We start from the raw sequence: 18,467 nt of genomic DNA, 5'->3' as shown, positions 1-18,467 counted from the left end.
GGAAACCCCCACGGCTTGGATCGCGGCCTGAGGCCGCAAAGGGAGGATATAATGCAGTTTACCAAACTCGGTCTATTGGCTGGCCTGGCGCTCGGCGCTTTGGTCGCAGCCAGCCCGGCCATGGCCCAGACAGTCGTCAAGGTCTGGTCGATCGACGGCATCGACCGTCCGGGCATCGCGGACACCTTCTCCAAGGAGTTCAACGAGCAGAACACGGACATCCAGATCGAATACCGGGCCATCCCGTTCGACGATCTGGTCAACGAGACCCTGCGTGCCTTTGCCACCGGCAATGCGCCCGACATCGTGTCGTTCGACAATCCCGACTTCGCCCTGTTCTCGTCGCGTGGCGCAATGCTGGACATCACCGACCGCGTCAAGGCGTCCGACGTGATCAGCAAGGCCCAGTATTTCGAGGGTCCGCTGAACTCGGTCAGCTGGGACGGCAAGCTGTTCGGCGTGCCGAAGTACACCGACACCATCGGCGTGTTCTACAACAAGGACATGTTTGCCAAGGCCGGCATCACCGAGCCGCCGCAGACCTGGGCGCAGTTCGCCGAATATGCTGAAAAGCTGACCGACTCGGCCAACAACGTCTATGGCGCCACCTTCTCGGCCAAGGCCGGCGAAGAAGGCACCTTCCAATTCCTGCCCATCATCCAGGCTTCGGGCGGCAGCTACAACAACGTCAATACCGAAGGCGCCGCCGAGGTGCTCGACCTGTGGAAGAAGATGATCGACAACGGCTGGGCGTCCAAGGACGTGCTGACGCTCGGTCAGTGGGATTCGACCGGTACGTTCAACTCGGGCAATGCCGCCATGGCGGTGTCGGGCCCCTGGGAAATCGACCGCATGGTCGAAGACGCCAAGTTCGACTGGGGCGTGACCCTGCTGCCGACCATCACCGAGGGCGGCGAACGCTCCTCTGCTCTGGGTGGCTTTGACTGGGGTATCATGTCCTCGACCAAGCATCCCGACGAGGCCTTCAAGGTTCTCGAATACTATGTGAGCCAGGACGATCGCCTGTTCCCCGAGTTCGGCAACCTGCCGGCACGTGGCGACATCGAACTGCCGGCCACCGGCATCGAGAAGAAGGACGCTGCGCTCAAGGTATTCCAGGAGCAGCTCCAGTATGCCCAGCCGCGTGGTCCGCACCCGGAATGGCAGAAGATCTCCAAGGCAATTTACGATGCCATGCAGGCAGCCCTGACCGGCCAGATGTCGGCCAAGGACGCGCTTGACCAGGCCCAGGCCACCATCAAGGGCATCGTCGGCTAAGGTCCTCCCTGACCTGGACCGGCCGGAGCAATCTGGCCGGTTCTTTTATTGAATATGTGCGGAGGGGCCCATGGCCAGAATTTTCAATAGCATGCGGGACGGGATCGGCTTCGACCTGATCCTGGTTGGCGCAGCGATGGTGTTCCTGCTGGCGTTGGCCGGATTGCCCCTGGTCTACAACATCCTGATGAGCTTCCAGCAGGTGGACATGTTCACGCTCGGTGAGCTGTTCCGGCCGCTGGCGGGCTTCACCAATTACGTGGCTGTGGTCAACGCACCCGAATTCTGGCTGGTGACGCGCAATACGCTGATCTTTGTGTTTGCCTCCATGGCCGGCCAGTTCGTGCTCGGCTTCTCCCTTGCGCTGTTCTTTGCGCAGAAGTTTCCCGGCGCCGCGACGATCCGTGGCCTGTTCCTAGTGTCCTGGGTCATGCCGGGCCTGGTGGTGGGCGCCATCTGGAGCTGGATACTGGCGGGCGACTTCGGCGTGCTCAACACGATCCTGAAAGCAATGGGTATCATCGAGGCGCCGATCTTCTGGAAATCGGACCCGAATTTTTCGATCTGGGCTGTGGTGATCGCCAATATCTGGCTCGGCCTGGCGTTCAACATGCTGCTGCTGTCGGTGGGCCTGGCTGCCATTCCGCGGGACCTCTATGAGGCCGCTGAACTGGATGGCGCCAATGCCTTCCAGCGCTTCTGGACCATCACGCTGCCCATGATGCGCTCGACCATCGGCGCGGTGCTGTCGCTGGGGCTGATCGGCACGCTGCAGCAGTTCGACCTGTTCCCGGCGCTGACCGAGGGCGGACCGGCCAATACATCCAACGTTGCCGGCTATTGGGCCTGGCAGATGAGCTTCAAGCTCTATGACTTCGCCAAGGGGGCGACCATTTCGGTGATGATGTTCGTGCTGGTGCTGATTGCATCGGTTGTCTATGTCCGCTCGACCCGCCACGAGGTGCGCGGATGACACGGCCCTACGTTCCCTGGTTCCTGCTGGCCATCGCCCTGGCGTTGGCCGCCGTCTACCTGTTCCCGCTCTACTGGATGTATGTGACCAGTATGAAGTCGGGTTCGGAAATCTTCGCCAATCCGCCGACCTTCTGGCCGGTCGATCCGGACATGAGCATCTATCCCTCGGTGTGGGTCCGCCGCACCATGCAGACCTATCTGTGGAACTCGGTGCTGATCGCCTCGGGCGTGACGGCGATTACCGTGATCCTGGGCACAGGCTGTGCCTATGTGCTGGCCCGCTATCGCAGCGGCTGGATCGACTTCGGCCTGTTCATGATCCTGATGCTGCAGGTGCTGCCCGCGTCGGTGATGATCACGCCGCTGTTCGTCGGCTTCAACCAGATCGGCCTGCTGAACCTGCCGCGGACGGCCGTGGTGCTGGCTGCAGCGGCAAAGGCCATGCCGTTCTTCGTGGTGCTGGTGCGCGCCACCTTCATGAGCGTGCCGCGTGAACTGGAAGAGGCGGCGCTGGTGGATGGCAACTCCCGCGTCGGGGCCTTCTTCAGCATCGTGTTGCCGCTGGCTCGCAATGGCATTCTCGTCTGCGCGATCCTGACCTTCATGAGCTCGTTTGGCGAGTACATCTACTCCAAGTCGATCATCCAGGACGGCTCGATGCAGCCGGCCAGCGTGGGCCTGTCTGGTTTCCTGGGCCCCAATTCGAGCGACTGGAACTCCATCATGGCCTATTCGGCGATCTATGTGACCCCGATCCTGGCTGTCTTCGTCCTTCTGCAGCGCCGTATCGTCTCCGGCCTTACTTCGGGAGCCCTCAAATGAGTGCCCAGATCGAACTGAGCAATATCGACAAGCACTATGGCGCCTTCCACGCGCTCAAGAATGTGAGCCTGAGCATCGAGAAGGGGAGCTTCGTGGCGCTGGTGGGACCGTCGGGGTGTGGCAAGTCCACGCTGCTGCGGTCCATCGCGGGGCTCGAGAGCATCACCTCGGGTACGCTCAAGATTGCCGGCCAGACCATGAACGGCGTTCCGCCGCGCAAGCGCGACGTGGCCATGGTGTTCCAGAGCTATGCGCTCTATCCGCATATGACAGTGGAAGAGAACCTGACCTATTCGCTGCGCCTGCATGGCGTGGGCAAGCCGGAAGCAAAGGCCAAGGCAGCCGAAGTGGCCGCTACCACGGGCCTGTCGGCGCTGTTGCACCGCTATCCACGCGAACTGTCAGGCGGCCAGCGCCAGCGCGTGGCCATGGGGCGCGCGATTATCCGCAACCCCAAGGCCTTCCTGTTCGACGAGCCGCTATCGAACCTGGATGCAGCGCTGCGCGTGCATATGCGCAAGGAGATCCGGGCGCTGCATGACCGGCTGGGGGCAACCTCGGTCTATGTGACGCACGACCAGATCGAGGCCATGACCATGGCCGACCATGTGGTGGTGATGCGCGACGGCGTGATCGAGCAGCAGGGGTCGCCCCTCGAGCTCTATGACCGCCCGGTCAGCAAGTTCGTGGCAGGCTTCATCGGCTCGCCGGCGATGAACTTCGTGCCGGGTGTGATCGGGCCGGACGGCATGACCGTGGCGCTCGAGATTGCCCAGAGCCTGTCGCTGCCGCTGGCCAAGCGCCAGGAGCCGGGCCGCAAGGTGCTGGTGGGCCTGCGCCCCGAGCATCTGGTGATCGGCGAACCGGAACAGGCAACGCTGCGCCTGCCGGTGGCGGTGGTGGAATCGACCGGGTCGATGACCTTTGTCACCACCAGCACAGAGCCCGAGATGACAGTGGTGGAAACACGGCGCACCCTGGTGCGGCCGGGCGACACCATCGGGGTGAGCATTGCGCCCAACCAGGTGCATCTGTTCGACCCGGCGACGGAAAAGGCGATCTAGGCGCCAATCGCGCGCCAGACACACGGGCCCGGTGCAGCATGCTGCGCCGGGCTTTTTTACGAGCTCAGTGCTGGAAAAGCACCAGGCCAGCGGCGGTGGCCATCATGGCGCCGGCGGTCTTGTTGAGGCGGCCAATGGCCCTTTCGCTGCGGAACATGTCGCGGGCGGCGGAAGCCAGCCAGGCATAGCCACACCCGATCAGCAGCAGCACTACAACCACGATCACGGTCAGCTCGGTGAAGGCGACGGCGTTCATCTGGTCGAGCGGAATGACGGTGGGCAGGATGGCGAGATAGAAGATGATGGTCTTGGGATTGCCCAGGGTCAGCGAAAAGCCGGCGAGGAAGGTCTTGAGCGCATCTTCGTTCCTGGGCTTCATCTGCTCGGCACCGGGGCGGGCAGTCCAGAACTTGTAGGCGATGTAGAGCAGATAGGCGGCGCCGGCCCAGCGGATGACAACGAACACCGCCCCGAACCAGGTGGCGATGGCAGCCAGGCCGAATACGGCAAAGACGAAATAGACCAGGTCGCCAGCCAGAATGCCCAACACCATGGGGAAGGCGCCGCGGAACCCGCCGCCCAGAGCCCGCGCCACCACGGCGGCGACGCCGGGTCCCGGCACCAGCACGGCAATGGCATAGGCGATTGTGAAGGTGACGAGGGTGATCGGTTCCATGGTGTCCGCCAGAAGAGAGCCGGCGGACACTACGCCGGACGCCCAAAGAGGGCAATTGCCCGCGCGAGGCGGGCAACAGGGATCAGGGCAGGCGGGCGAGGCGCTCGGTCAGCAGCCTGTAGAAGCCCTCGGCATTGCCGTTGCGCAGATAGGTGGCGTTCCGCACACGACCGGTGACATGCCAATAGTCCACCACGGTCATGCCGATGGTCAGTTCGCTCGCCGTCTCGATGACGACATTGCAGTGGCGCCCTTCGAACAGCTCGGGCTGCAGCAGCCAGGCAATGACGGTGGGATCGTGCAGTGGCGCGCCGGTCCAGCCGTATTTGGCCAGGTCAAAGCTCTCCGAGAAGGTCAACATCTCATAGACGGCCTTGCCGGACGCGTTGCCCAGGTCGCGGATGGCGGCGAGGCGTTCGGGCGTTGACTGGATCTGGTGGGTGACATCGAGCGGCAGGATGGTGATCGGGACGCCGCTGCGCATGACCACGTCGGCCGCTTCGGGGTCGACATAGATGTTGAACTCGGCAGCAGGCGTGATGTTGCCAACCTCGAAATAGGCGCCGCCCATCATGACGATCTCGGCGATGCGCTCGGCAATCGCCGGCTGCTTGACCAGGGCCATGCCGATATTGGTCAGCGGGCCCAGGGTACACAGCGTGATCGTGCCCGGCTCGGACGCCATGATGGTGTCGATGATATAGTCGACGCCATGCTGGGGCTGGAGGGCGATGGAGGGCTCGGGCAGGTCGGGGCCGTCCAGGCCGGTGGGGCCATGCACATGCTCAGCCGTGACCAGGTGACGACGCATGGGCCGCGCACAGCCGGCATAGACGGGAATATCTGGCCGACCGGCCAGTTCCACGACTTTTCGGGCGTTGCGGGCATTGTGTTCGAGCCCGACATTGCCCGCCACGGCGACAATGCCGAGGACGTCCAACTCGGGGGAGGCCAGCGCCAAAAGGATGGCGACGGCGTCGTCCTGGCCGGGGTCGGTATCGATGATAATCTTGCGTGCCATAGCTGACTCGACTGGGTGTTGATCGTGGCGCGACAGTATCGAAAGGCTTTGATACGGTCGACACGGATCGGCGACTTGTTGGTGAGACATTTGGGCGCCGCAATCGTTTGCGAAAGGGGGTAACCCCGACAACAGGAAAAACCATGGCTCGCACCCCGACCGCGCCTAAACCCCAGGACATGAGCGAGAGCCAGTTCGAGCGGATTACTGCCACGACGGCCCGCATGGCGACGGTGCTGATGGGATTTCTAGCGCTGCTGGTGGCGCTCAAGGTGGGCGAGGTTTTCCTGGCGCCAGTGACCCTGGCGATTGTGGTGGGGCTGATGTTTGGCCCGGTGGCGGACCGGGTCGAGCGATTCGGCGTGCCACCGGCCCTGTCGGCAGGCGTGGTTGTGCTGATGCTGCTGACGCTGATCGGCGGGGGCATGGCGCTGTTTGCCGTGCCCTTGTCGGAGTGGGTGGCGCGCGCACCGCTGATCTGGAACAAGCTGCAGCAACAGTTGATCAATTTGCAGGGGTCGATCGAGGCGCTGGGGTCGTTCCAGGAGCAGATCTCGTCAATCTTTGCCGACAGCAACGCGATGGCCGTAACGGTGGAAGACGGTGGCCAGGTCATGGGCGTGGCCATGGTTGCCCCGGCCATCTTGGCGCAGGTGCTGATCTTTCTGGCGAGCCTTTATTTCTACGTCGCCACCCGCGAACATATCCGCATCTCGGTGTTGTCGCTGTGCGTGAGCCGGCGGGTGCGGTGGCGCACGGCCCATGTGTTCCGCGACGTCGAAAGCCGGGTCAGCCGGTTCCTGCTGTCGATTTCACTGATCAATCTGTGCGTCGGCGCGGCTGTGTCGGTGGTCATGTGGGCTATCGGTATGCCGACACCGCTGCTGTGGGGCGCCATGGCGGCTGTGCTCAACTATATCCCCTATGTCGGGCAGGGCGTGATGCTGCTGGTTCTGCTCTCGGTGGGTCTGGGCACGCAGACGGGCCTCGAGAACATCCTGCTGCCCGCGGGCTGCTACCTTGTCATCAACTTCATCGAAGGCCAGGTGCTGACGCCGCACCTGATCGGACGCACGATGACGCTCAACCCGTTCCTGATCTTCCTGTCGATCACCTTCTGGCTCTGGGCCTGGGGGCCGGTGGGCGGGCTGGTCGCCGTGCCGACGCTGCTGATGGCGACATCGATGCTCGAACACCTGCTGCCCAGCAAGCCCCTGGTGCCCAACCGGCCGGTGCGCCGCACGGCGCGCATGACGGCGCGCGAGGAACTGCTGGCCAATGCCGCGCAGGCCATACGCGAGCAGTCCCAAGAAGCAGAACAGAAGAATGAGAAGCGCAAGGAAGAGCGCTTTGAACCGCCCGAGGGAACGGCGCCCAGCGGCGTGGAGACCTCGCGGTAGGGCACCTATGCCACCGGGCTGCTTGACGAGAAGCGGGCCTTTCGCGGACAGTCCGAGCGGATTCGAAGCGGGGGCTGTAGGTGGCTGGAGAAGTAGTCGGACACGCGGCGGAGGCCGCAGCCCACGGCGTTGACCTGATCCCGGTGGTGGCCCTGCTGGGCGCGGCGGTGATCGGTGTGCCGCTGTTCAAGCGGATCGGGCTGGGATCGGTGCTGGGCTACCTGGCCGCCGGCCTGCTGCTGGGCCCCTCGGGCATCGGGCTGATCAATGATCCCGAATCCGTGTTGACCACGGCCGAGCTGGGCGTGGTGATGTTCCTGTTCATCATCGGCTTGGAAATGGAGCCCTCGCGGCTGTGGGCGCTGCGCAAGCAGATCTTCGGCCTCGGCGTGCTGCAGGTTGCCGTGTGCGGGCTGCTGCTTACGGGGATGGGGGTTCTGCTGGGCTTTGCGCCGGCGGTGGCCTTCATCTTCGGCATGGGCTTTGTGCTGACATCGACAGCGATCGTGATGCAGATCCTGGGTGAGCGCGGGGAACTGAGCAGCGAAAGCGGCCAGCGGATCGTCTCCATCCTGCTGCTGGAAGACCTGGCCATCGTGCCGTTGCTGGCGGTTGTCGCCTTTCTGGCGCCATCGTCGGGCGACGAGGTGGGCCTGACGGCACGCCTTATCGGGATTGCGCTGCCGATCGGGGCGGTATCGCTGCTGATCTTCCTGGGTCAGCGGATCATGAATCCGTTCTTTGCCGTCCTGGCGTCGAGCAAGCTGCGCGAGGTGATGACCGCGGCGGCGCTGCTGGTGGTGCTGGGGGCCGCGCTGCTGTTCCAGGCCGTGGGCCTGTCGATGGCCATGGGTGCGTTCCTGGCGGGCGTGCTGCTGTCGACGTCGACTTTCCGGCATCAGCTCGAAGCCGATGTCGAGCCCTTCCGTGGCATCCTGCTTGGCCTGTTCTTTTTGGCGGTGGGCATGTCGCTCAACCTGACCACCGTGGCCGGCAGCTGGCAGATCATTGCGCTCAGCGTGGTCACCTACATGGCGGTCAAGGCCGCGGCGATCTATGCCATCGCACGCGCCCTCAAGGCCAGCCATGCCGAAGCGCTGGAGCGGGCAGTGCTGATGGGGCAGGGCGGCGAGTTCGCTTTCGTGCTCTACACCACTGCCGCCTCCGCGGGGATCATCGACGGGCCGACCAATGCGGTGTTCACGGCCACGGTGATCGTCTCGATGGTGCTGACGCCGTTCCTGCTGATCGGCATGCGGCGGCTCATGCCCAAGCCGGAGCAGTCGATGGACGGTATCGAGACCGTTGCCGAACTGCATGAGCGGATCCTCGTCATCGGCTTCGGGCGCTTCGGCCAGATCGCGACACAGACGCTATTGGGGCAGGGGCATCGGCTGTCGATCATCGACAATGACACGGACATGATCCGGGCCGCGGCGCAGTTCGGGTTCAAGGTCTATTATGGCGACGGAACGCGGCTGGACATCCTGCGCGCGGCCGGCGCGGCCAATGTCGACCTGGTGCTGATCTGTGTCAACGACAAGGCCGCGGCGACCACCATCGCCCATCTGTTCCGCGACGAGTTCCCGCTCGTCAAGGTGATGGCGCGCGCCTTTGACCGCGTGCATGCCATCGAGCTCATCAAGGCGGGCGTCGATTACCAGCTGCGCGAGATGTTCGAATCCGCCCTGATGTTCGGCGCGCAGGCGATCCGCGAGCTCGGCGCCACCGAGGACGAAGTGGAACAGACCATCGAGGGCGTGCGCGACCGTGATGCGCAGCGCTTCAAGCTGCAATTGATGGACGATTTGAGTGCGGTGGACGCCGCACGCAGCCTGCTGCTCAAGAACGCGGCCGAACAAGCCCGCGAGGGCGGGGTGGATATCGAGGAGGAAGCGGTCGAGGAAGAGGTGGCCAAGAGTACGCAGCCGGTGCCGCCAGCGTAGGGGCCGCCATGCGCAAGAGGGCTTTCCCCTGCTGAAATTAAGTGCAAGACTGCGCTATCTGAGGGGATAACATCGTCATGAAATCTGGATTGCGAAATGCCGCAAAAGCCGATCGTTTACGACGCCCCTACGCCAGAACCGCGTGCCACTTCAGTTGAAGCCATTCAGTCTGAAATCCTTGAAAGGCTGATCTATTCGGTCGGCAAGGATCCGATCGTCGCCCGCCCGCATGACTGGCTGGCAGCGACAATCCTGACGGTGCGTGACCGCGTGATGGACCGCTGGATGGAGTCCTCCCGCGAGACCTGGCGGACCTCCAACAAGCGCGTATACTATTTGAGCCTGGAGTTCCTGATCGGCCGGCTCATGCGCGATGCAATGAGCAATGTCGGGCTCATGGAGCCGGTGCGCGATGCGCTCAAGAATCTCAATGTCGACCTCGGCGACCTGATCAATCTGGAGCCCGATGCGGCGCTGGGCAATGGTGGCCTGGGGCGGCTTGCGGCCTGTTTTCTGGAATCGATGTCGTCGATCAAGATCCCGGCCTATGGCTATGGCATCCGCTATGTGCACGGCCTGTTCCGCCAGGAAATGAGCGAGGGCTGGCAGGTCGAGCTGCCCGAGGACTGGCTGGCGCATGGCAATCCGTGGGAATTCGAACGCCGCGAGAGCGCCTATGAGGTCGGCTTCGGCGGCCATGTCGAGCCGGTGACCGATCCGGATGGCACGGTGCGTCAGGAATGGCGGCCCAATGATCATCTGCTGGCCGTGGCCTATGACACGCCGATCGTCGGCTGGCGCGGCGCGCGGGTGAATACGCTGCGGCTGTGGAGCGCACAGCCGATCGACCCGATCCTGCTCGACAAGTTCAATGCCGGCGACCACATCGGCGCGCTGCAGGAAAGCGCGCGGGCCGAAGCGATTACCCGCGTGCTCTACCCGGCGGATTCGACGGCGGCCGGCCAGGAGCTGCGGCTGCGCCAGGAGTTCTTCTTCTCCTCGGCCTCGCTGCAGGACATCGTGCGACGCCACCTGCAACAGTATGGCGACCTGGGCTCGTTGCCCGACAAGGTGGCGATCCAGCTCAACGACACGCATCCTGCCATTTCTATTGCGGAACTGATGCGCATTCTGGTGGATATCCATGGCCTCAAATGGGCCTATGCCTGGAAGCTGTGCCGCGGGACCTTCGGCTACACCAACCATACGCTGCTGCCCGAGGCGCTCGAAAGCTGGCCGGTGGCGCTGCTGGAGCGACTGCTGCCACGGCACATGCAGATCATCTATCAGATCAATGCCGACGTGCTGACCGATGCCCGGCAGCGCGCCAAATTCTCCGACTCCCAGATCGCCAATGTGTCGCTGATCGACGAGGCCGGGGGCCGGCGCGTGCGCATGGGCCAGCTTGCCTTTGTGGGTTCGCACTCGATCAATGGCGTGTCGGCGCTGCACACCGAACTGATGAAGCAGACGGTGTTCTCGGACCTGCACAAGCTCTATCCCGACCGGATCAACAACAAGACCAACGGCATCACGCCGCGCCGCTGGCTGATGCAGTGCAATCCGGGATTGACCAAGTTGATCACCGACCGGATCGGACCGGGTTTCCTGGACGACATCGACCAGTTGCAGGGGCTCAATGCCCATGCCGAGGACCCGACTTTCCAGGGGCAGTTTGCCGAGGTGAAGCTGGAGAACAAGCGGCGCCTGGCCAAGGTGATCAAGGATCGCCTCAACATCGTGGTATCGCCGGACGCGCTGTTCGACGTGCAGATCAAGCGCATCCACGAATACAAGCGGCAGCTGCTCAACATCATCCAGGCGGTGGCGCTCTATGATGAAATCCGGGCGCATCCCGAGCGGGACTGGGTGCCGCGCGTCAAGATCTTCGCGGGCAAGGCGGCGCCGGGATATTGGAACGCCAAGCTGATCATCAAGCTGATCAACGACGTCGCCAAGGTGATCAACAATGATCCGGCCGTGCGCGGCCTGCTCAAGGTTGTATTTCTGCCCAACTATAATGTGAGCCTGGCCGAGGTGATCGTGCCGGCAGCAGATCTCAGCGAGCAGATCTCGACCGCCGGCATGGAAGCCTCGGGCACCGGCAACATGAAGTTCATGGCCAATGGCGCCATCACCATTGGCACCATGGATGGCGCCAATGTGGAAATGCACAAGGAAGTGGGCGCCGAGAACATCGTGATTTTCGGTCTGAGCACCGAAGAGGTAAACGAGACGCGCTCCAGCGGCGACAAGCCGGCAGCGACCATCTCGGCGTCGCCGCGGCTCAACGAGGCTCTGGAGTCCATCGCGAGCGGTGTGTTCTCGCCCGATGATCCGGGCCGGTATCGCGACCTGATCGGCGGGCTCTATGAGCATGACTGGTTCATGGTTGCCCGCGACTTTGATGCCTATGTCGCCGCGCAGGCGCAGGTGGACGAACTCTGGCTGGACAAGGCGCGGTGGAACGCCATGGCCATCCGCAACACGGCGCGGGTCGGCTTCTTCTCGTCCGACCGCACGATCGGCCAGTACGCCCAGGAAATCTGGGGCGTCACGGTGCCGACGACATGAACAGGGGCGGCAGGGCAAGCTGACGGCAAAAGTCAGGCCTGCCGCACATTTTGGTTTCAACGGGGCGGCGCGACGTAACGCGTCCGGGGAGAATAGGCGTGAGTAAGGAAGTCTGGCAGGCCGATTCGCAGGAAGTTGAGGCGGTCGTCGGAGGCCGGCATGCCAACCCGTTTGCCTTTCTTGGGCTGCAGCAGGTGGGCGAGCACTGGGTGCTGCGCGCGTTCATTCCCCATGCCGAGCTGGTGACGGCCTATACGCTGGACGGCAAGGAACTGGGTCATCTGATCCCGCGGCACGCCGCCGGCTTTTTCGAAGGCAAGGTGACCATCTCGGCGCGGCAGCCGATCCGCTATCACGCCAAGAATGCCGGCGGGGAATGGGATGTGTTTGATCCCTATTCCTTTGGACCCGTGCTGGGGCCGATGGACGACTATTATATCGGCGAGGGCAGCCATCTCCGGCTGTTCGACAAGCTGGGTGCCCACGAGATGGAGTTCGAGGGCATCCATGGCACGCATTTCGCCGTCTGGGCGCCCAATGCCAAGCGCGTGAGCGTGGTGGGCCCGTTCAATGACTGGGACGGGCGGCGCCATCCGATGCGCAACCGGTTCGAGAACGGCATCTGGGAAGTGTTCATCCCGGTGCTGGGCACGGGAACGCTCTACAAGTTCGAGATCGTGGGCGCCGACGGGGTGACGCAGCCGCTCAAGGCGGACCCGTTCGCCCGCCAGTCCGAAATGCGGCCCAAGACCGCGTCGGTGGTGCCCGACCCGACGCCCTTCACCTGGACCGACAGCCGCTATCTCGAAGAACGCGCCAGCCATGACTGGCGGCGCACGCCGATGTCGATCTACGAGGTGCACCTGGGCAGCTGGCGCAAGCGGCCCGATGGCGGCTTCATGAGCTATGACCAGCTGGCCGAGCAGCTGGTGCCCTATGCAGCGGACATGGGCTACACCCATATCGAGCTGTTGCCGATCACCGAGCATCCCTATGACCCGAGCTGGGGCTACCAGCCCACGGGCATGTATTCCCCGACGGCGCGTTTTGGCGATCCGGCCGGCTTTGCGCGCTTCGTCAATGCCGCCCATGAGGCCGGGCTGGGGGTGATCCTGGACTGGGTGCCGGCACATTTCCCGACGGACGCGCATGGGCTGGCGCATTTCGACGGCACGGCGCTCTATGAGCATGCCGATCCGCGCCAGGGGTTCCATCCGGATTGGAACACGGCGATCTACAATTTCGGCCGCCGCGAAGTGGTGAGTTTCCTGGTCAATAATGCGCTCTACTGGCTGGAGAAGTTCCACATCGACGGGCTGCGCGTGGATGCGGTGGCGTCCATGCTCTATCTCGACTATTCGCGCCAGAGCGGGCAGTGGGTGCCCAACAAGTTCGGCGGCAACGAGAACCTTGAAGCCGTCGAGTTCCTCAAGCGGGTCAACACCGAGACCTATCGGCTGCATCCGGGCACGTTCATGATTGCCGAGGAGAGCACCTCCTGGCCGGGCGTGAGCAAGCCGGTGGACGTGGGCGGGCTCGGCTTCGGCTTCAAGTGGAACATGGGCTTCATGAATGACACGCTGCGGTTCATGAGCCGCGAGTCCGTGCATCGCAAGTACCACCACAACGACATGACCTTCGGGTCGGTCTATGCCTTCAGCGAAAATTTCGTGCTGCCGCTGAGCCATGACGAAGTGGTGCATGGCAAGGGCTCGATGCTGGAGAAAATGCCGGGCGACGACTGGCAGAAGTTTGCGAACCTGCGCGCCTATTACGCCTTCATGTGGGGGCATCCGGGCAAGAAGCTGCTGTTCATGGGCCAGGAATTTGCCCAGCGCGAGGAATGGGCCGACGGACGGGCGCTGGACTGGCACCTGCTCGACGCGGGCATGCACGAGGGCGTTCGGCGGCTGATTGCCGACTTGAACCTGGCCTATCGCGAGCTGCCGGCGCTGCATGAGCGCGATTGCGAGCCGGACGGGTTTGAGTGGGTGATCGGCAATGACCATGCCAATTCGGTGTTTGCCTGGTTGCGCAAGGCGCCGGGCCATGCGCCGATCCTGGTGGTGAGCAATTTCACACCCGTGCCACGGTCCGGCTACAAGATACCCATGCCGCTGGCCGGCAAATGGGTCGAACGCATCAATACAGACGCAGAATGGTATGCTGGCTCGAACACCGGCAACCAGGGTGCGGTGACTGCCTATGCCGTTGAGGGACGGCATTGGCCAGCGGAGGCTGAGCTTTATCTGCCGCCGCTGTCGACATTGTTTCTCAAGTTCGAACCGGCGTGAATCGACGGGTGAGGATACGTCCCGGAAACCGGGCAATAGTGGAGGGTTAGAAGAATGGCAGACTACAGAGTACCATCACCGCTGGCCCGCGAGGCCATGGCCTATGTGCTGGCGGGAGGACGCGGCACGCGCCTGATGGAGCTGACCGACCGGCGCGCCAAGCCGGCGGTGTATTTCGGCGGCAAGTCGCGCATCATCGACTTTGCGCTGAGCAATGCCATCAATTCGGGCATTCGCCGCATCTCGGTGGCAACGCAGTATCAGGCGCACAGCCTGATCCGGCATCTGTCGCGCGGCTGGAACTTCCTGCGCCCCGAGCGCAATGAGAGCTTTGACGTGCTGCCGGCCAGCCAGCGGGTGCGCGAAGACATGTGGTATGCCGGCACGGCGGACGCGGTGTACCAGAACATGGACATCATCGAGGATTCGGGCGCGCGCTACATCGTCATCCTGGCGGGCGACCACATCTACAAGATGGACTATGAGATCATGCTCCGCCAGCATGTGGACACCGGGGCCGATGTGACCATCGGCTGCCTGGAAGTGCCGCGCATGGAAGCCACCGGCTTTGGCGTGATGCATGTGGACGGGCGCGACCGAGTGGTCAATTTCGTCGAGAAGCCCAAGGATCCGCCTGGCATTCCGGACAAGCCGGAGATGGCTCTGGCCTCGATGGGCATCTATGTGTTCGAGACGCGCTTCCTGATGGAGCAACTGCGTCGTGACGCTGCCACGGAAGGCTCCAGTCGCGACTTCGGCAAGGACATCATCCCCTATATCGTCAAGAACGGCACGGCCTGGGCGCATCGTTTCCCGCGCTCCTGCGTGCGCTCGAGCAATGAAGAGGTCAGCTACTGGCGTGACGTCGGCACGATCGATGCCTATTGGAAGGCCTCGATCGACCTGACCGACATCAAGCCGCAGCTGGATCTGTATGACCGCGACTGGCCGATCTGGACCTATGCCGAGATCACGCCGCCGGCCAAGTTCGTGCATGATTTCGACGGCCGTCGTGGCTCGGCGGTCAATTCTCTGGTCTCGGGCGACTGTATCGTCTCGGGCGGGCATTTGCAGAAGACGCTGCTGTCCACGGGATCGCGCGTGCACTCCTATTCGATGCTGAACGAGGCGGTGGTGCTGCCCTATTGCGATATCGGGCGCAATGCGCGGCTGACCAAGGTGGTGATCGACCGTGGCGTCAACATCCCCGAAGGGCTTGTTGTTGGCGAGGACCCCGAGTTCGACGCCAAGTGGTTCCGCCGCAGTGATGAGGGGGTCACCCTGGTGACCCAGGCGATGGTCAACAAATATCTGGCGGGACGATGATCGAAGTTCTCTCGGTCGCATCCGAGGTCTATCCACTGATCAAAACCGGGGGGCTCGCCGATGTGGCGGGCGCCCTGCCGGGCGCGCTGTCGAGCCACGGCGTGACCATGCGCACGCTGGTCCCCGGCTATCCCTCGGTGATGGCAAAGCTGAGCGGCGGCCGCGTGGTCAAGGAACTGGACGATCTGTTCGGTGTCCCGGCCAAGCTGATCGCGGCCCGTATCGAAGGGCTCGATGTCATCGTCATCGAGGCGCCGGCGCTCTATGATCGGCCCGGCAACCCTTATGTCAGCCCGGACGGCTGGGACTGGCCGGACAATTGGAAGCGCTTTGCTGCGCTCGGCTGGGTGGCGGCGGAGTTGGCCATGGGCATGGTCCCCGGCTATCATCCGCAAGTGCTGCATTGCCACGACTGGCAGGCCGGCCTGGCGCCTGCCTATATCAAGTTTGGACCCGCCAGCACGGTCAAGACGGTGATGACCATCCACAACATGGCGTTCAAGGGCTTCTTCAACGCCGATATCTTCGGGCAGTTGCGGCTGCCGCCGTCCGCCTTCGGTGTTGGCGGCGTGGAGTATTACGGCGGGGTGTCCTTCCTCAAGGCGGGCATGGAATGTGCAGACTATGTCACCACCGTCAGCCCCAACTATGCCGATGAAATCCGCACGCCGCAGTTCGGCATGGGGCTTGAAGGGCTGCTGAATGGGCGCGCCAATACGGTGAGCGGGGTGCTCAACGGCATCGACACCCAGGCCTGGGACCCGATGACCGACAAGGCGCTGGTGCAGAACTTCTCGGCCAATACAATCAATCTGCGCCAGGCCAACAAGCAGGCGCTGGTGGAAAAATTCGGCCTTGATGGCACTGACGGGCCGCTGTTTTGCGTGGTCAGCCGGCTGACCGACCAGAAGGGCATGGACCTGCTGCTGCAAGTGATTGCGGGCCTGGTGGACCTGGGCGGCCGGCTGGCTGTGCTGGGCTCGGGCGAGGCCTATCTCGAGGACGGGTTCCGCCATCAGGCGATGCTGCATCCGGGCAAGGTCAGCATGGCCAGCGGCTACAACGAAGAGCTGTCACACCTGATGCAGGGCGGGTGTGATGCGATCCTGATCCCGTCGCGCTTCGAGCCCTGCGGGCTGACGCAGCTCTATGGCCTGCGCTACGGCTGCGTGCCGGTGGTGAGCCGCATCGGCGGGCTCGCCGATACGGTGATCGACGCCAATCCGGCCGCGCTGGCCGCAGAGGTGGCCACTGGGATCGTGTTCGATCCCAACAGTGCGCAGGCGCTCTACGAAGCCATCCGCAAGACGGTGCGGCTCTACAACGATGACAAGGCCTGGAAGAAAATCCAGCGGCGAGGGATGAAGTCGGACGTGTCCTGGGAAACCAGCGCGGCACGCTATGCCGACCTCTACGCCAAAATCAGCGGGCTCGACAGACATGACAATCCAGACAATTAAGACCACACCCTTTGCCGACCAGAAGCCGGGCACGTCGGGCCTGCGCAAGCGCGTCAGTGTCTACCAACAGCCCAACTATGTCGAAAACTACGTCCAGGCGATCTTCGACAGCCTTGAGGGCTTTGCGGGCCAGACCCTGGTGATCGGCGGCGATGGTCGCTTCTACAATGACGTGGCCATCCAGAAGGCGATCCGCCTGGCCTCGGCAAACGGGTTCGGTCGCGTGATGGTTGGCCAGAACGGGTTGCTGTCGACGCCCGCCGCCAGCCATGTCATCCGCCACTACAAGGCCTTTGGCGGGCTTGTGCTCTCGGCCAGCCACAATCCGGGTGGTCCGGACGGCGACTTCGGCATCAAATACAATGTGGGCAATGGCGGGCCCGCGCCCGAGAAGATCACCGATGCGGTGTTTGCCCGCACCAAGGTGATCGACAGCTACAAGACGATCGACGCGCCAGATGTGGCGCTTGATCGCATCGGCACCCAGAAGTCGGGCGACATGGTGGTCGAGGTGATCGACCCGGTGGCCGACTATGCGGCGCTGATGGAGAGCCTGTTCGATTTCCCGGCGATCCGCGGCCTGTTTGCGTCCGGCTTCACCATGATGTTCGACGCAATGCATGCCATCACGGGTCCCTATGCGCATGCGATCCTCGAGGGCAAGCTGGGCGCGCCCAAGGGGACGGTGCGCAATGGCGTGCCGCTGCCCGACTTCGGTGCGGGGCATCCCGATCCGAACCTGGTCTATTGCAAGGACATGTATGACCTGCTGATGACCGCCGATGGCCCCGATTTCGGCGCCGCCTCGGACGGTGACGGCGACCGCAACCTGATTATCGGCAAGAACCGCTTTGTGACACCCTCGGACTCGTTGGCGCTGCTGGCGGCCAATGCGCATCTGGCTCCCGCCTACAAGCGCGGCATAGCCGGCATTGCCCGGTCCATGCCGACCAGCGCTGCGGCAGACCGCGTCGCGGCAAAGCTGGGCATCGAGATGCATGAAACGCCCACGGGCTGGAAGTTCTTCGGCAATCTGCTCGACGCGGGCCGGGTGACGATCTGTGGCGAGGAAAGCGCCGGCACCGGCTCGAACCATGTGCGGGAGAAGGATGGCCTGTGGGCCGTGCTGCTGTGGCTGAACATCCTGGCCGTGCGCAAGCAGAGCGTGGACGCCATCGTGCGCGAGCACTGGGCCACCTATGGCCGCAACTACTACACGCGCCATGACTATGAAGAGGTCGATGCGGCCATTGCCGGGAAACTGGTCGACGACCTGCGGGCACAGTTGCCGTCGCTGCCGGGCAAGAGTTTCGGCGAGGATTTGCAGGTCGCCTATGCCGACGACTTCACCTATCATGACCCGGTGGACGGCTCGACCAGCGCCAAGCAAGGGGTCCGCATCGGCTTCACAGATGGGTCGCGCATCGTGCTGCGCCTGTCAGGGACGGGAACGGTGGGCGCCACGCTGCGGCTTTACCTGGAACGCTACGAAGCCGCCGACGGCAACCATGGGCTGGACACGCAGGTGGCGCTCGAACCCCTGATTGCCCTTTCCGAGACACTGGCCGGGATCAAGCAGCGCACCGGACGTACTGAACCTTCCGTCATCACCTGAACTTTTTGGATAATCT

General features: G+C 63.4%; 13 protein-coding genes. 11 read left to right on the top strand and 2 right to left on the bottom strand.

Annotation, left to right across the window (positions count from 1 at the left end):
* Positions 1 to 51: 51 nt before the first annotated feature.
* The 4 genes from K1177_RS09965 to K1177_RS09950 all read left to right on the top strand — a co-directional run bounded on the left by K1177_RS09965 (position 52) and on the right by K1177_RS09950 (position 4,139).
* On the top strand, positions 52 to 1,278 hold the full coding sequence (locus K1177_RS09965; RefSeq protein WP_224703151.1) for an ABC transporter substrate-binding protein: 1,227 nt from the start codon (positions 52 to 54) through the stop codon (positions 1,276 to 1,278).
* A gap of 70 nt (positions 1,279 to 1,348) precedes the next feature.
* On the top strand, positions 1,349 to 2,251 hold the full coding sequence (locus tag K1177_RS09960) for a carbohydrate ABC transporter permease (RefSeq protein WP_224703150.1): 903 nt from the start codon (positions 1,349 to 1,351) through the stop codon (positions 2,249 to 2,251).
* The gene (locus tag K1177_RS09955) at positions 2,248 to 3,075 is read left to right on the top strand and encodes a carbohydrate ABC transporter permease (protein WP_224703149.1); all 828 of its coding nucleotides are present in this window, start codon (positions 2,248 to 2,250) and stop codon (positions 3,073 to 3,075) included. The genes K1177_RS09960 and K1177_RS09955 overlap by 4 nt, the downstream gene beginning before the upstream one ends.
* Positions 3,072 to 4,139 (top strand): ABC transporter ATP-binding protein, encoded by a 1,068-nt coding sequence (locus K1177_RS09950; protein WP_224703148.1) that lies wholly within the window; start codon positions 3,072 to 3,074, stop codon positions 4,137 to 4,139. Before K1177_RS09955 ends, K1177_RS09950 begins: the two co-directional genes overlap by 4 nt.
* Before the next feature lie 64 nt (positions 4,140 to 4,203).
* Here the strand turns inward: K1177_RS09950 and K1177_RS09945 are convergent, their stop codons facing one another.
* Positions 4,204 to 4,815 carry a LysE family translocator gene (locus K1177_RS09945; RefSeq protein WP_224703147.1) on the bottom strand — a complete coding sequence of 204 codons (612 nt, stop codon included), beginning with the start codon at positions 4,813 to 4,815 and terminating at the stop codon, positions 4,204 to 4,206.
* An 82-nt stretch (positions 4,816 to 4,897) separates the two neighbouring features.
* Entirely contained in the window at positions 4,898 to 5,836 is a 939-nt protein-coding gene (locus tag K1177_RS09940; protein ID WP_224703146.1) for a nucleoside hydrolase, read from the bottom strand.
* A 143-nt stretch (positions 5,837 to 5,979) separates the two neighbouring features.
* Between K1177_RS09940 and K1177_RS09935 the strand changes: the two genes are divergently transcribed.
* The 7 genes from K1177_RS09935 (at position 5,980) to K1177_RS09905 (ending at position 18,451) form a co-directional block, all read left to right on the top strand.
* Positions 5,980 to 7,236 carry an AI-2E family transporter gene (locus K1177_RS09935; protein ID WP_224703145.1) on the top strand — a complete coding sequence of 419 codons (1,257 nt, stop codon included), beginning with the start codon at positions 5,980 to 5,982 and terminating at the stop codon, positions 7,234 to 7,236.
* Positions 7,237 to 7,316: 80 nt separating this feature from the next.
* Positions 7,317 to 9,182 (top strand): monovalent cation:proton antiporter-2 (CPA2) family protein, encoded by a 1,866-nt coding sequence (locus K1177_RS09930; RefSeq protein WP_224703144.1) that lies wholly within the window; start codon positions 7,317 to 7,319, stop codon positions 9,180 to 9,182.
* A 96-nt stretch (positions 9,183 to 9,278) separates the two neighbouring features.
* A complete protein-coding gene (locus K1177_RS09925) occupies positions 9,279 to 11,756 on the top strand; it encodes a glycogen/starch/alpha-glucan phosphorylase (protein ID WP_224703143.1) in 2,478 nt (825 codons plus the stop codon).
* A gap of 98 nt (positions 11,757 to 11,854) precedes the next feature.
* Positions 11,855 to 14,050, top strand: coding sequence for a 1,4-alpha-glucan branching protein GlgB (glgB, locus tag K1177_RS09920; protein ID WP_224703142.1), 2,196 nt, complete (start codon positions 11,855 to 11,857; stop codon positions 14,048 to 14,050).
* 54 nt (positions 14,051 to 14,104) lie between these two features.
* Entirely contained in the window at positions 14,105 to 15,376 is a 1,272-nt protein-coding gene (gene glgC, locus K1177_RS09915) for a glucose-1-phosphate adenylyltransferase (RefSeq protein ID WP_224703141.1), read from the top strand.
* Positions 15,376 to 16,836 (top strand): glycogen synthase GlgA, encoded by a 1,461-nt coding sequence (glgA, locus tag K1177_RS09910; RefSeq protein WP_224703729.1) that lies wholly within the window; start codon positions 15,376 to 15,378, stop codon positions 16,834 to 16,836. Before glgC ends, glgA begins: the two co-directional genes overlap by 1 nt.
* A complete protein-coding gene (locus tag K1177_RS09905; protein WP_224703140.1) occupies positions 16,817 to 18,451 on the top strand; it encodes an alpha-D-glucose phosphate-specific phosphoglucomutase in 1,635 nt (544 codons plus the stop codon). The genes glgA and K1177_RS09905 overlap by 20 nt, the downstream gene beginning before the upstream one ends.
* The last annotated feature ends 16 nt before the right edge of the window (positions 18,452 to 18,467 follow it).

Origin of the sequence: Devosia aquimaris (assembly GCF_020169335.1) — a bacterium.
Lineage (GTDB): Bacteria > Pseudomonadota > Alphaproteobacteria > Rhizobiales > Devosiaceae > Devosia > Devosia aquimaris.
Note: the sequence above shows the minus strand (reverse complement) of the source record. Positions and strands in the feature narration are given on the sequence as shown.